At 44.5% G+C, this 13,969-nt stretch carries 18 protein-coding genes; 11 read left to right on the top strand and 7 right to left on the bottom strand.

All coding sequences use genetic code 11. The annotated features are described in order from the left end of the window. Window positions 1-116: 116 nt before the first annotated feature. The 7 genes from NYE38_RS17825 to NYE38_RS17795 all read left to right on the top strand — a co-directional run bounded on the left by NYE38_RS17825 (window position 117) and on the right by NYE38_RS17795 (window position 5,485). Entirely contained in the window at window positions 117-551 is a 435-nt protein-coding gene (locus tag NYE38_RS17825) for a DUF5082 family protein (RefSeq protein WP_007407544.1), read from the top strand. After that, a complete protein-coding gene (locus NYE38_RS17820; RefSeq protein ID WP_007614257.1) occupies window positions 551-811 on the top strand; it encodes a YwqI/YxiC family protein in 261 nt (86 codons plus the stop codon). The genes NYE38_RS17825 and NYE38_RS17820 overlap by 1 nt, the downstream gene beginning before the upstream one ends. 19 nt (window positions 812-830) lie before the next feature. Then, window positions 831-2,978, top strand: coding sequence for a T7SS effector LXG polymorphic toxin (locus NYE38_RS17815; RefSeq protein WP_025649366.1), 2,148 nt, complete (start codon window positions 831-833; stop codon window positions 2,976-2,978). Between the two features lie 9 nt (window positions 2,979-2,987). Further along, entirely contained in the window at window positions 2,988-3,425 is a 438-nt protein-coding gene (locus NYE38_RS17810) for an SMI1/KNR4 family protein (protein WP_025649365.1), read from the top strand. Between the two features lie 170 nt (window positions 3,426-3,595). Continuing rightward, the gene (locus tag NYE38_RS17805; RefSeq protein ID WP_025649364.1) at window positions 3,596-4,036 is read left to right on the top strand and encodes an SMI1/KNR4 family protein; all 441 of its coding nucleotides are present in this window, start codon (window positions 3,596-3,598) and stop codon (window positions 4,034-4,036) included. Between the two features lie 191 nt (window positions 4,037-4,227). After that, the gene (locus NYE38_RS17800) at window positions 4,228-4,728 is read left to right on the top strand and encodes a hypothetical protein (RefSeq protein ID WP_025649363.1); all 501 of its coding nucleotides are present in this window, start codon (window positions 4,228-4,230) and stop codon (window positions 4,726-4,728) included. Between the two features lie 40 nt (window positions 4,729-4,768). Beyond that, window positions 4,769-5,485: an endonuclease V gene (locus NYE38_RS17795; protein WP_053285349.1), complete on the top strand. Its 717-nt coding sequence runs from the start codon at window positions 4,769-4,771 to the stop codon at window positions 5,483-5,485. Between the two features lie 86 nt (window positions 5,486-5,571). Here NYE38_RS17795 and NYE38_RS17790 read toward each other — a convergent pair whose 3' ends face one another. Next, window positions 5,572-6,453 (bottom strand): LysR family transcriptional regulator, encoded by an 882-nt coding sequence (locus tag NYE38_RS17790; RefSeq protein WP_123117480.1) that lies wholly within the window; start codon window positions 6,451-6,453, stop codon window positions 5,572-5,574. Window positions 6,454-6,575: 122 nt separating this feature from the next. On the opposite strand from NYE38_RS17790, the gene NYE38_RS17785 reads away from it, so the two are divergent. After that, the gene (locus NYE38_RS17785) at window positions 6,576-7,121 is read left to right on the top strand and encodes a flavodoxin family protein (protein ID WP_263612121.1); all 546 of its coding nucleotides are present in this window, start codon (window positions 6,576-6,578) and stop codon (window positions 7,119-7,121) included. Next, on the top strand, window positions 7,118-7,336 hold the full coding sequence (locus NYE38_RS17780) for a hypothetical protein (protein WP_017418770.1): 219 nt from the start codon (window positions 7,118-7,120) through the stop codon (window positions 7,334-7,336). The genes NYE38_RS17785 and NYE38_RS17780 overlap by 4 nt, the downstream gene beginning before the upstream one ends. Before the next feature lie 26 nt (window positions 7,337-7,362). On the opposite strand, the gene chrA is transcribed toward NYE38_RS17780, so the two are convergent. The 3 genes from chrA to NYE38_RS17765 are packed head-to-tail and all read right to left on the bottom strand — an operon-like array spanning window position 7,363 to window position 8,976. After that, window positions 7,363-7,899: a chromate resistance efflux protein ChrA gene (chrA, locus tag NYE38_RS17775; RefSeq protein WP_017418771.1), complete on the bottom strand. Its 537-nt coding sequence runs from the start codon at window positions 7,897-7,899 to the stop codon at window positions 7,363-7,365. Continuing rightward, window positions 7,896-8,486 (bottom strand): chromate efflux transporter subunit ChrB, encoded by a 591-nt coding sequence (gene chrB, locus NYE38_RS17770; protein ID WP_021494838.1) that lies wholly within the window; start codon window positions 8,484-8,486, stop codon window positions 7,896-7,898. The genes chrA and chrB overlap by 4 nt, the downstream gene beginning before the upstream one ends. Before the next feature lie 13 nt (window positions 8,487-8,499). After that, window positions 8,500-8,976, bottom strand: a complete 477-nt coding sequence (locus NYE38_RS17765; protein WP_007407537.1) for an Lrp/AsnC family transcriptional regulator — start codon at window positions 8,974-8,976, stop codon at window positions 8,500-8,502. Between the two features lie 207 nt (window positions 8,977-9,183). Here NYE38_RS17765 and ggt point away from each other — a divergent pair, with 207 nt between their 5' ends. Next, window positions 9,184-10,761 carry a gamma-glutamyltransferase gene (gene ggt / locus NYE38_RS17760; RefSeq protein WP_025649360.1) on the top strand — a complete coding sequence of 526 codons (1,578 nt, stop codon included), beginning with the start codon at window positions 9,184-9,186 and terminating at the stop codon, window positions 10,759-10,761. A 7-nt stretch (window positions 10,762-10,768) separates the two neighbouring features. Here ggt and NYE38_RS17755 read toward each other — a convergent pair whose 3' ends face one another. The 3 genes from NYE38_RS17755 to NYE38_RS17745 all read right to left on the bottom strand — a co-directional run bounded on the left by NYE38_RS17755 (window position 10,769) and on the right by NYE38_RS17745 (window position 12,624). Next, window positions 10,769-11,113 carry a DUF4181 domain-containing protein gene (locus NYE38_RS17755; protein ID WP_025649359.1) on the bottom strand — a complete coding sequence of 115 codons (345 nt, stop codon included), beginning with the start codon at window positions 11,111-11,113 and terminating at the stop codon, window positions 10,769-10,771. Between the two features lie 164 nt (window positions 11,114-11,277). Continuing rightward, window positions 11,278-11,898 (bottom strand): flavin reductase family protein, encoded by a 621-nt coding sequence (locus NYE38_RS17750; protein ID WP_014419051.1) that lies wholly within the window; start codon window positions 11,896-11,898, stop codon window positions 11,278-11,280. Window positions 11,899-12,054: 156 nt separating this feature from the next. Further along, window positions 12,055-12,624 (bottom strand): spore gernimation protein GerQ, encoded by a 570-nt coding sequence (locus NYE38_RS17745; RefSeq protein WP_110085247.1) that lies wholly within the window; start codon window positions 12,622-12,624, stop codon window positions 12,055-12,057. A 140-nt stretch (window positions 12,625-12,764) separates the two neighbouring features. Between NYE38_RS17745 and NYE38_RS17740 the strand changes: the two genes are divergently transcribed. Then, on the top strand, window positions 12,765-13,859 hold the full coding sequence (locus tag NYE38_RS17740; protein ID WP_024085889.1) for a CotH kinase family protein: 1,095 nt from the start codon (window positions 12,765-12,767) through the stop codon (window positions 13,857-13,859). The last annotated feature ends 110 nt before the right edge of the window (window positions 13,860-13,969 follow it).

Genomic DNA, 13,969 nt, shown 5'->3' with positions numbered 1-13,969 from the left:
TCATTTAACCTATTTAAGCTGCTTTCTGTCTATTTTAAAATATAATATATGGAAATATAGTATGGAAAAGTCTGTGCTTTTTGTACGACTTTTTGCGTAAGACGAGGTGAAAACAGATGAGCCATTCAAGCACATTAAGCCATATTAACAGCACGATCAGCCATAAACTGGGCGAGGTTGAACACCAAATTGATAAATTAAAAGAAGCGAAAAGAGAGATAGAATCTCTGCAGGAAGAGGGCGTATCTGAAATCAGAGACATCCTCAGGCCGCACCTGGACCATCATTGGACCGGCACTTTTGCTGAAGAATTTGATGACCGGCGCGATCAGGCCCATACAGAAGCATACAGAATCGTTACAGACAAATACGACGGTTATATTTACCGAATCGGCTTAAAGATGACACAGCTTGAAATTGAAAAAGGAGGGCTCCTTGCCGCCAGAAGCATCGCGAGAGAGGCAGAGCACCTGCTGACGCTGGGAGAAGAAGCCCTTGACACGGTCGGAGAAAAAATACAATCAATCAAAAGAAGCTGGAGTTGGTTTTAATGGCAGAAATAAAACTCAAATACGGAGCCGTCATGAAGCAGCTTGAATCCGTCAGCAGCGCTTTGGAGGCCGTTTCGATCGGGAACGCCGGTTCAAACGGAAAAAACAAGCTCGACTATACCTCCAAGTACCAATCCCGCGAGGCAAAGCTTGTATCAATGATCAGCGAATACAAGCAGGCCGTTCATAAGAATATCGCGGACGTTAAAGACAACGTAGATTCTTTGAAAGAACAGGACGAGGCGATCGCCGTAAAATAACGAAAGAAAGGACTTGCCGATGAGCAAAGTGTTTGAATCACAATCGTTAACGGACGAAGCAGATAAGAGAAGGAAACAATACGAAGCCCTTGAAGAACAGCTGCGTGCGCTCAAACAAGCCTTTCAAGGCGTGGCCGATCTGGGTGATGCTTTGAAAGGGAAAGGCGCAGACAATATAAAAGATTTTTTTCAGGGACAAGCGGAAATCGCCGACAGCTGGCTGACGCTTGTCTCTGCTCAAATTGCGTTTTTAAATGGCATTTCAGGTGACATTAAAGATCAAGAACTCAGCGATACATATGTGGAGACTTCATTTTTGGAGCATGAGCTGCCCAACGCGGATTTGAAAGCTTCAGAGATTGTCTCCGCTCATAAAGCAGAAATCGATTCGATTTTGTCTGGCATCAGCGATATTATTCATCTCGATACATATACGCTGGATGATTACGCAGATAAAATGGGTGATGCCCAGAAAACCAGACGTGACACGATCACGGCAGTCGATACGCTTGATGAATCCCTGACCGCTGAATATCAAAACTTAGAATCTCTGGACAACGCAGTGCTCAGCAAATATTCCGTTCTCATGCAGGCCACCAGCAACGGGAAAAGCGCCTCCCCTATGTACTATGACAAAAAAGCCTTCCACAGCAATGAAATCTACAAAAGCGTCATGGCGACAGAAAAACAGGGCACGGACTATATTGACGCAAAAGCCCAGCAGGCCGAAGCAAGACGGCTTCAGGAAAAGGCTGAAGAAGAAGCCAATAAACCATGGTACGAAAAAACATGGGACGGCATCTGCAACTTTACCGGCGAAGTCACCGGCTATTATGATTATAAAAGAGCAGCCGAAGGCGTTGATCCGGTGACCGGAGAAAAACTCTCCACCGCAGAACGCGTCACAGCAGGAGCGATGGCCGCCGCCGGATTCATACCGGTCGTCGGCTGGGCGGGCCGCGCTTTCAAAGGCGGAAAAGCCATTTACAAAACCGGAAAAACCGTCATTGCCGCAGAACATGCTTTAGATGCCTATAAAACCGGAAAATCCTTAGACATTCTCAAAATGACAGAAATGGGCGCATACGGCCTCGTCGCCTCAAACGGATTCACAGAAGCCGTCACAGGCCGTGATATGTTCGGAAACAAAGTGTCTGAGGAGAAGCGGAAGCAAGGGGCACTGGAAGCTGCGCTGAGTTTGGTTGGAGCGGGCAGTCTGGCCAAATCGGTTGATCATAGTGTATCAATGTATCGAAATGTGGATAAAGGTTCGACAGTTAAAGTGAAACTATCAGATATACGACATGTCGTGAATCCGACCCATGTGAAAAAAGTAGCTCATCAAACCTATCAATCAGTTAAAAAACGATCTTTATCGGTGATAGAATCAGCTGGTGAAACCGTACTTTTTGCGAAACAGCTGATGGGAACATTCCGAAATCAGCCAGCATACGCATATGCTAAAAGCAGCCACTATACTGAGAGTTTGATTAATAAAGAAGCTGTCAAGAAAGTCGCACAGTATCCAGTTAATTACCTAAAACAAGTTGCTAAAGACCATATTCACTATATTACACAAACAGGGAAGGTATTCTATGATGCCTCGTCGAAAGTGTTTCGCACAAGCGATGGAAAATTTGCGAAAAAACCGAAAGCAGATCATGTAGAAGAGCCTAAGGTGCTGAAAGTTGAGAGGCAAAAAACAGACGTTCATAGTGAAGGCACTAAAGCTACTGGTGAACTAAATAAAGACTTAGCGAAAGCATATCTCAGAGATATAGAAGCCAAAACTGGACGAAAGGTTTGTAAAGAGCAGATCGACCATATAAAAGAAGCTTTAAGAAATAATAACTATGAGAAATTAACACCAAAAGAAACAGCTAAGCATAGGAGCAAATTCACATCAAGTTTGAAAGATAGATTGATTGCAGAATGGGAAGAAAAAACCAATCAAAAGTGGCCTAGATATACAGAAGAGGTTTTTGATAAGCATGGAGAAGTTGCCCGAAGTATTGGTCAACCGTACGATGCCCATCATATCATAGAGAACAACTTTGGTGGCCCTCACGAATGGTGGAATATTCATCCGGCAAAATATCCGGATGAACACCAAGCGGGTATACATGGAAAGGGAGCACCATCAGGAAAACTATTTCCAAGGAGGTAAAAATAGTTCATGGCTGAATTTGAATTTATAAATCATTTAGAAAATAAAACATATAAGGTACCTGAAGAGGATATATTAAAAGCTGAACAAAGAATGAACGTAGATATTCCAAATGATTTAAAACAATTATATTTAGAAGTCGGTTATGGTTTTATTAAAGGTGAAAGTGATAATGCAATTAATAGGATATTGGGGCCAGGGGCAGTAGCCGACATTAGACTAAGAGAAGGAATTTTTGAGTCTGACCCAGATTTAGATGAACTTTATGATGATGAAAATAAACTTATTTTTTTTGAAGTAAACGAGGGTGTTTATATTTCTATAGATTTACGATTGGCAAATAATCCAATATTTTATTTTGACACTCAAATAGCTGAATCTTTAGAGGATTTTTTTAAAAAGTTCCTCAATGATAATGAATATTATATTGATTTAATTGAGGATTAGACTTAAAAATGGGATAGTTAGAAGAATTAATTGACCTTGATTGGCTAGTGAAGCCTTTCAAGGTTTTTTACAAATGAATTGTTATTTTCTGTTTAAGATGACTTAAATGTCTGTTGGGCTATGAACCCGTCACAGGAGAAAAACTCTCCACTCAAAGGAGGTAAATAATTGTGAAATATGATTTTATTAAAACTTACAAAGAAAATACATTTTATCAAGTAAGTGAGAATGAAATCTTAGAAGTAGAAAATAAGTTAGGTTTAAGGTTACCTTATGATTTGAGACAGTTTCTTCTAGAGGTTGGTTACGGCTTTCTGAAAAAATCAGAATATAATATTAATCGCATTCTTGGACCTGCTTCAATTAGAGATGCAAGATTAAAAGTTAATGACTTTGAGTTTTATCCAGATATAGAAGTTTATGAGGAACTTGAAGAAGATAAATTGATTTTTTTTGAAGCAAATGAAAGTGCTTTATTGTTAATTGCATTAGGCAATGAACAAAACAATTCAATATATTACGATGATATAAAAATTGCAGATTCACTAGAAGAGTTTTTAATAGAGCTTATGAAAAATGATAAATATTATCTTGATTTAATTGAGGATTAGACTTATAAGAGGGAATGGCTAGAAGAATTAATTAAACTTGATGGCTGCTGAAGCCTTTCAAGGTTTTTTCATAGGTGAATTGTTGTTTTCTGTTTTGTGAATTCCGAATAATTTATTTGGCTTTAGGCTGCGTTCCGGTTACCGGAGAGTTGGTAACCCTACGGTTGTACTTAGGAAAGGTGTATAAAGTAATGAAATACGGACATTATCATAATCAGGTAAAAGAAGTTATTGATTTTTCCAAAACCTTTAAAGCAGTTGCATCACATGAAATCTCTTATTTTACTAAAATTATTAATGATGAAGAAAAAGCTAAGTACTATGTTTACGAAGATGTAATTGGTGAAGATGAATATGCGTGGAAAGATATAAAAGAAAACGAGATGAGTGAGGTATGGGGAAAATTTTATGAACTAAACGATGATCAAAAACCACAAAACCTAGACATGCTTCTGAAAATTTTTTCGGAAAATGTCAGAAGTGCTACGACTGAATTTAATACTTTTCTTGAAGAGATCGTAGCAGATCTAAATAATTGTGCAATAAATAGAGCAGTAAACGGGAAAACAGACAATTTTTTTGAAAAACTTTTCAAAATTTATAAAGCGGGCAATTTTCCATGGGGCTGGGATGGAGATTATCCTTATGGAAGTTTTATTGCGTTGTATATCGAAATGAAGAACTTGAATTGAAAAGACGATTTTAGAAATGAAAACGAGGAAAACAAGTGAAATGAAAATACATCAAATTCACGATTTTGATCTAAAAGATGAATCGGATTTTGTTCGAACACAACAATCCCTAATACATAAAATCAACCTATCCCCCGTCATCCATCCAGACTCCGTCAACACCTGCGCAGGCGTCGACCTCGCTTATTGGGAGCAGGACGGGGAACCGTACGGCGTATGCAGTATCATCGTGATTGACGCTGATACAAAAGAAGTGATTGAAAAAGTGCACAGCGTGGGGAAAATCAGCGTGCCGTATGTTTCCGGTTTTCTTGCGTTTCGCGAGCTGCCGCTGATCATTGAAGCGGCAGAAAAGCTGGAGGCGGAGCCGGATGTGTTTTTGTTTGATGGCAACGGGTATCTGCATTACAATCATATGGGCGTTGCCACCCATGCGGCTTTTTTTCTGGGTAAGCCGACGATAGGGATTGCGAAAACCTATCTCAAAATCAAAGGCTGCGATTTCGTGACGCCTGAAAATGAAGTCGGCGCATACACCGATATTATCATTGACGGCGAGGTATATGGACGGGCGCTGCGAACGCGGCGGGACGTGAAGCCTATCTTTTTGTCTTGCGGACATGACATTGATTTAGAAAGCAGCTATCAGATCACGATGAGCTTGATCAATCAAGAAAGCAGGCTGCCGATCCCTGTCCGTCTGGCTGACCTTGAAACGCATGTTTTGCGAACGTTTTATCGGAAAAATCACGTGTAACACTTGGGGCTCTAAGCCACCAAGTGTTTTTTTGTATGCCTGGTGTCTGCTTTATTAAAAACTTTGTCGTCCTTGCAGATAGGTTTTTATTTGAATGTTTTTCGCGTCAAATCGATAAAAGCCTTTAATGGCGCAGACATCCACTTGTCCTTATGCCATGCTAATTGAGTAAAAACAGGGCATTCATTCTGCCAGCTGAGTTCTTTCATCCGTCCTTCGGCAATATCGTCTTTTACTGTCATTTCAGGCAATAGTCCAATTCCAAGTCCGGCCATCACGCATTGTTTGATGGCTTCTATGCTGACGAATTCTAATTTGTTAGGGTAGACTCCGGCGTCATGTAAAGTGTTCTCAAAGAGCGTGCGGTATGAACAGCCGTCCTCTGTCAGCAGAAGGGTTTCGTTTTGAAGGTCTTTCAATGTTGCTGGTGAATCTGCTGGAAAAGGATGGTCATTGGCGGCTACCATTTTGATTTCATCCTGAATCAGAGATTCAACGTGCAGTGCGTCTTCCGTTCGGTTCACATCCAAAATGAAAGTGATATCAAGCTGGCCCTGCAAGAGCTGTTCTTTCGCTTGTTCGTTGGAAATATACGGTTTGAATATGAGCTTTACTTGAGGAAAAGCCTGTTTGAATTCTTTTATGATAGGCGGAAGGCGGTATGTGCACTGGCTTTCCGTCGCGCCGATTTTCAACGTTCCGGTTGTTTCTCTTGCTTGATTTGCGGCCATTTTTGCTTCTTCTGTTAACGCAATGATCTTCTCCGCATAGGATTTGAATGTTTTGCCGGCTTCTGTCAGGATGAGCCGCTTGCCGAGCCGTTCAAATAAAGGAGTCCCGATTTCTTCTTCAAGTGATTTGATCTGAGAGGTAACGCTTGATTGTGCATAGTTAAGCATCTTGGCGGTTAGGGTGAAGTTTACATGTTCTGCTGCGGTAATAAAGGTGATCAGCTGCTTCAATTCCATATGTTCTCGCCCTTTCTAAATCGGTTTTACCGATTGGAATAATCGAAATAATCATCTGTATTGATTGATGAATCCATTATATGATGAAGAAAATCATTCGTAAACAAAGGAGCAGATGCATCATGAAAATTGCGGTTATTCATGGCGGAACGAGGTCTGGCGGAAATACGGATATTCTTGCGGAGAAGGCTGTTCAAGGATTCGATGCGGAGCACATTCATTTGCGGAAATATCGGCTCCAGCCAATTGAAGATCTGCGTCACGCTCAAGGCGGCTTTCGTCCTGTTCAAGATGACTGCGATTCTATCATTGAGCGGATATTGCCGTGCGATATTCTTGTATTCGCCACCCCAATTTATTGGTTTGGCATGTCAGGGACATTAAAGCTGTTTATTGATCGCTGGTCACAGACGCTGAGAGATCCGAGATTTCCTGATTTTAAACAGCAAATGTCAGCGAAGCAGGCATATGTAACAGCAGTGGGAGGAGACAATCCTAAACTAAAAGGGCTGCCGCTGATTCAGCAATTTGAACATATTTTTCATTTTATGGGGATGTCCTTTAAAGGCTATGTGCTGGGAGAAGGCAATCGTCCCGGTGATATTCTTCATGATCATCAGGCGCTGAGCGCGGCGAGCAGCTTATTGAAAAGAAGTGATGCGATATGAAGCTGCTGCTGGTTATCTCTGGTATGTTGATTCTCGCACTCTTTTTAGCTTGGAAAGCGCCGACTTCTGTTTGGATACAGGCTGAAACCAATTCGCCTCAGGTTCAGCAATTTGTGAGAATGGCAGGCGCAACGCTGCAAGTCAAGCAAATCATCAAGAGTGATGCAGGCGAAGAAACAGTTGTCATATCAAATGGTATTTCTGGGCCAAAATAAAAAAGCACCTGTCCAGGTGCTTTTCTTTATAAATGAGGAATCACAAGCCCTCCATACAAAAACGCCGCGACAATCAGGAAGGCCGGATGCATCTTGAATTTTGTCAAGGCAAGAAGGGAAATCCCCGCAATCACTATCGCTTGAACCCAGCCGATCGCTTTGATGCCGTCTGCGCCGATTTGCCAGGTAAGAATAAGCATCATGACGGCGATGACAGGCTGGACGGACAGCGTCATACCTTTGATGACAGGGGATTGGCGGAAGCGCTGAATGATGCGCAAGAGGACGATCAATGCGAGCGCCGACGGTACGACAGTGGCGATCAGCGCAATCAGGAACCCGGGCCACCCGCCTGCGCTGTAGCCGACATACGCCGCGATTTTGGTTGCGATCGGGCCCGGCAATGCGTTCGCAAGTGCGAGCATATTTGAGAATTGATCGTTTGAGAGCCAGCTGTATCTGTTGACGACTTCTTCAAACATCAGCGGGATCGACGCCGGTCCGCCTCCATATCCGAGTACGTTTGCGACAAAAAACGCCATAAATATATAAATCATGATCATGAGGCCGACATTCCTTTATCTTTTGAACGTTTATTTGTGATTTTGTCCTTTAATTTAAAATGAAACGCGCCGTACGCCAAGAAAATGATAATGACAAAGCCGGGGTTGATCTGCAGCGTTTGCAGGCCGATAAAAGCGATGATAAAAAACAGGATGCCCGTGACCCAGCCGAATCCTTTAAGCGCTTTTTGGCCAAACTCGTACGCCATGATGCCGAGCATGACGGCGATCACCGGCGTGACGGCGCCAATCATGCCGGCAACAACCGCTGAGTGGCTTAAGACATTGACAGCGGCAAACAAGCCCGCCATAGCGAGACATGTAGGCAGAATGTGGGCGAGGGTTGCCGCGATTGCGCCTAATGTGCCTTTCAGCTTAAAGCCCAGATACGCAGCCATTTTTGTGGCAATCGGTCCGGGAAGCGCATTAGCAATCGCTAATATTTCTCCGAATTCATCATCATCTATCCATTTGTATTTATTGACGGCTTCATGGCGGATGAGCGGGATCACCGACGGTCCGCCCCCGAATCCGAGAATGCCCGTTCGGACCATCGCCGCCGTAATGTCCCAATAGGGATGTTTCATGGCTATGTCCTCCTTACAGCTTCATGCCCGTTCTGCTTTTATACCGTTTAATCAGCATTTGGCAGTCGACGCTGACGACGCCTTTTTGCGTATAGAGCCGTTTTGTCAAAAACTCTTCCATTTCCTGATCATTTGCGAAAATGCCGTGCATATGCAGCTTGCTCGGTCCGGTCATGTGATAAAGGCTTGTCACGGCCGGCTCCTTTTCAAGCTTTAATGCGGTTTCCTCCAAATACTGCGGCTCCACCTCCACATTAAAAAACACGGACACATGACGGCCGATTTTCGCCGGGTTGATGACAGCGGTGAATTTTTCAATCACACCGGCATCCAGTAAATGCTGAATGCGGTGCTGAACCGCCACTCGCGACAGGTTAACCCGCTTTCCTACGTCTGTATAGGAAATCCTCCCTTCCTCGTGCAAAATCGAAAGAATCTGTTTATCCGTTTCATCAAGGACAAGATTCGGAATGCTGTATTCATGTTCCAACCCGCTTCACCTTCCTTCATTTGGTAGACATTATTGTATCATGAAACATTACGTTATGAAGGAAGAATTTTTTTATTGTTTTCGATGCGTAATAACTTAGAATTATTTCTTATCGAAAAGTAAATAGTGTGTGAGATTTTCTTTCAGGAATGTGGATGGCCGCGAAGCCGCTTTTTATACTTGAGAAAATTTGTAAAGGGGCTTGCCATGAATACTTCAACCATCGGAACGAAACAAATGGTCGTCAGTCCGCATTATCTCGCTTCTCAGGCGGGGGCCGGCATTCTGGAAAAGGGCGGAAACGCGTTTGACGCGGCAGTGGCGGTCAGCGCCTGTCTGGCAGTTGTGTATCCGCATATGACGGGTCTTGGCGGGGATTCATTTTGGCTCACTTACCATAAAGAAACGGGACGAATCAAAGCTTATAACGGGAGCGGCCGTTCAGGGAAGCATGTGACGAGAGACTTGTATCGGGGCAGAGAAGCGATCCCTCTGCGCGGGACAGAAAGCGCCATTACCGTTCCGGGAATGGCGGACAGCTGGGATGCCGTGCTTTCGGCATACGGGCGTCTTTCGCTCGCTGAGGTGCTGAAGCCAGCTCTTGATTATGCGGCAAACGGATTTCCGGTGTCCGCCGACCAGTGCGCCCACACAGAACGCAATCTCGATCTTTTAGCCTCGATGCCTTACACCTCGGCCATTTTTACGAGAAACAAAAAAGCGCCCATGCCCGGTGAACGGTTTGTCCAGAAGGATCTGGCGGCCAGCTTGGAGCAGCTTGCCGAGAAAGGCAGAAGCGCTTTTTATGAAGGAGACCTCGCTCAACGCATCACATCCTTTCTGCAAAACAACGGCGGCCGTCTGACACTTGATGACTTTAAAGCCCACCGCGGCGAGTGGACGAACCCGGTATCCTCCGATTACCGCGGGTGCAAAATCTATCAGGCTCCGCCGAATTCACAGGGCTTTACAGGCTTAATGACGCTCAATATATTGGAAAACTATGATTTTTCTCAGATCGAACACGGTTCCTTTGACTATTATCATCTGCTGATCGAGGCGCTGAAGAAGAGTTTTCAGCACCGGAATAAAGTGCTGACTGATCCGGCATTTTCTCATATTCCGCTGGATCGGCTGCTTGATAAACGGTATGCAAAGCAGCTTGCGGAAGAAATCGGTAACGTGGCTGCGCCGGCGGTAAGCCGGCCGGTCGGAAGCGACACTGCTTATGCCGCCGTCGCCGATGCGGAAGGAAATGCCGTTTCCTTTATTCAGAGCCTCTATTTTGAGTTCGGATCTGCCGTTACAGCGGGGGAGACGGGCATTCTGCTGCAAAACCGCGGGTCATTTTTTTCGCTGGACGAATCCCATATCAATACACTTGAACCCGGCAAGCGGACGTTCCACACCCTCATGCCGGCGATGGCCTGTAAAGAAGGAAGGCCGCACATCCTGTACGGAACCCAGGGAGGAGAAGGCCAGCCGCAAACTCAGACAGCGATGATTACGCGCATCATTGATTACAAAATGGACCCCCAGCAGGCGATCAATGAGCCGCGCTGGGTCTGGGGACGGACATGGGGAGAGGAGTATGAAGGGCTGAGGGTTGAAAGCAGAATCAGCCCTGAAACGAGAGAAGCCCTAAGGCAGAGCGGCCACCGCGTCGAGACCGTTGGTGATTTTGACGGGCTTATGGGCCATGCGGCAGCGATCGTCATTGATGAAGAAGGCTTTCTCCAAGGCGGGGCCGACCCGCGCGGCGACGGAGCGGCCGCAGGAGTATAGAGCTGCGCTAACTGATGAAAAAAATAAGCACGCCAAGCGCGGCAGAAAGACCTGCGTAAAACGAATCGTACACATATTGCTTTTCCTCCCGCCGGTACCGCCATTCCATTAAGCCGCTGCAGCAAAATAGCATGAAAACAACTCCCGCAAATACGTACATTTCATTGAAAAAATTCACCGCTGCGATGCCCGTAATAAGCAGTGTGATTTCGATTAATCGATGTGTGCCGTTTATCGGCTTCTGCTTTTTAACAGGCTTTGGCAAATTGAGAACTTTGACGGCAAATACTTGAAACATAAGGCTGAGCAAAATAAATACGGCTGAAAAAATCAGTAACTGAGTGAAATCCATCGTCTGCCTCCTAAAAATGTGCCGCTCGTTTCATACGGGTGAGGACCTTGTAAGTTTCGGCATTCTACAAGACATTAGGCTGAGTTAAATGGTAAAAGACTCAAAAAGACCCCTTTCGAAAGGGGTCTTTTTGACTAGTTTCTTCTATTATAATGGTTCCTGCTTCAGGTCGGGCGGACAAGCGTATATGTCTTCCCGAGTCTGGCGTATTCATTCCCCGCGAGCCTTGCCGCAGGCTTCAGCTCATCTGTCCGTATGTAGCCTTTATCGGCGTCATATACTTGGTCATTCAAATGAAAACAAACGACTCTGCCGATGATGAGGTCTGTCGTCGTTTCTCCGCTGTCATTTTGGAACGGAAGATGGCGTTCGAGTATACATTCAAACCTCACTTTTGCTTCTTTTATACCGGGAACGCTGATGCAAGCGCTGTCTGTCACAGAAAGGTCTGTCATGCCAAGTTCGCTGACATCAGGATCAAGCCTTGCCGCCGTTTTGTTAATGTCTTCAATAATGGACTCATCACTGACGTGCACCACGAATTCCCGATGAGCGATTGCGTTTCTCGCGGTGTCTTTCTGCCGACCGTCCGCGCGGCTGACTGAGATGGCCAGAAGCGGCGGTTCTGCGGAGACAACGTTATAGAAACTGAAGGGCGCCGCGTTTACGGCGCCGTTGATGGATGACCGCGTAGTGACAAATGCGATCGGCCGGGGAACGACTGTGCCCGAAAGCAATTTGTAAGTGTCTTTTGCGTTCAGTTCGTCTGCTCGTAAGATATGCATGATTTCGGCCGCCTTTCTTTATCGTATGACCTGATTATACAGAAAGAAAATTCGGAAACACAACAAAAGAAAACCGGCTGCATATCTTATCACGTGGCATATATCTGATTGAGGAAAAAGGCTTCCGTTTAGCCGGCAGCCTATTTACGAATGGTGTTACTTGTAGTTTTTCTTTACAACCCAGATGTTCCCGTCTTTCCAGTACTCTGTTTTGCTGCAGTAATCGTCTTTTTTGCAAGGGTCTTTTTTCTGAGGACGATAAGGTTTTTTCTGCGTGCGTTTTTTCTTGCGGCGGCATGATTTCTTGTGGCTGCGAGATTTTTTGTGAGACCGGCATGATTTTTTACGGCTGCGAGATTTTTTGTGAGAGCGGGATTTTTTATGGCTGCGAGATTTTTTGTGAGACCGGCATGATTTTTTACGGCTGCGGGATTTTTTGTGAGAACGGGATTTTTTATGGCTGCGAGATTTTTTGTGAGAACGGGATTTTTTATGGCTGCGAGATTTTTTGTGAGAGCGGCACGATTTTTTATGGCTGCGAGATTTTTTGTGAGAGCGGCACGATTTTTTATGGCTGCGAGATTTTTTGTGAGAACGGGATTTTTTATGCTTGCGAGATTTTCTCTTCTTACTGCTTTTTGGTTCTTGGTACAAATAATCTTCCAATCCCTCGGTGCTTGCGGACTTTACTGCTTCTTCGATATCAGAATGGGAATAGTGGCCCATTTTGAAACCTCCTCATGATATATGTTTTAAGGATGCGATCCTTACTACCACATAGTACGCATGAATGAAAAAAGTGTATGTGTGATTCGCTGAGTTTTATATAAAAAGCACAGCCTAAATTAATACAGGGAGGTTTACTGATGAAAGACCAATCAACATTGCCTCTATACCAGCTGTTTATTCACCCGAAAGACTTAATGGAGCTGAAAAAAGACATTTGGGATGATGATCCGGTGCCCGCGGTGCTGAGAGTGAATCAAAAACGGCTTGACATTGATCTGGCGTACCGCGGCTCTCATATAAGAGATTTTAAGAAAAAATCGTATCACATCGCTTTTTATTCGCCGAAAACATTTCGCAGGGCGAAAGAGATACATTTAAACGCTGAATACAAAGATCCGTCGATGATGCGGAATAAGCTGTCTCTCGATTTCTTCGCGGAGCTTGGGACGCTGTCACCAAAGGCGAATTTCGTAACCTTGCAAATCAATGGCAGACATGAGGGGGTGTATCTTGAGCTGGAGTCAGTGGATGAATATTTTCTGGCGAAACGGAATTTGGCGGACGGGGCTGTTTTTTACGCGGTTGATGACGACGCCAATTTCTCCCTTGTCAGTGATCTGGAGCGGGATACGAAAACATCGCTCGAACTTGGTTATGAAAAGAAAACGGGAACGAAAGAAGACGATTTATACTTGCAGGACATGATCTATAAAATTAATACCGTGCCGAAGTCAGAGTTCAAGGGGGAGATCGTCAAACACTTGGACGCCGATAAGTATTTGCGGTGGCTTGCGGGCATCGTGTTTACCTCAAACTACGATGGGTTTGTTCATAATTACGCTTTGTACCGGAATCATGAAACGGGACTTTTTGAAGTCATTCCGTGGGATTACGATGCGACGTGGGGAAGAGACATTCACGGTGATCGGATGGACGCCGATTATGTCAGAATACAAGGGTTTAATACCTTGACTGCAAGGCTTCTGGATGAACCGTATTTCCGCAAAGCGTACAAACAGCTTTTGGAAGAAACGCTTCAGACCCGGTTTACCATTGAACATATGAAGCCGAAGGTCATGTCACTGTATGAGCAGATCAGGCCGCATGTCGCAAAGGATCCTTATAAGAAAGAGGAGATTGATTGCTTTGACCGGGAGCCTGATGTGATTTGCGAATACATTAAGGAGCGGTCCGCCTTCATCAGCAGTGAGTTAGAGCGGTGGAATATCTGATTTGGAAATGAAGAAAGATTTTTTACAAATAGGCTGGTGAATCAGTTCCCGAAAATAATCGTGATACGTATATATGCATTATGCTTTTTACATTATGAGAAAAATGACTA

It is taken from the genome of Bacillus sp. EU63, assembly GCF_038592915.1.
GTDB lineage: Bacteria > Bacillota > Bacilli > Bacillales > Bacillaceae > Bacillus > Bacillus velezensis.
This window is presented reverse-complemented; position numbering and strand designations above follow the sequence as displayed.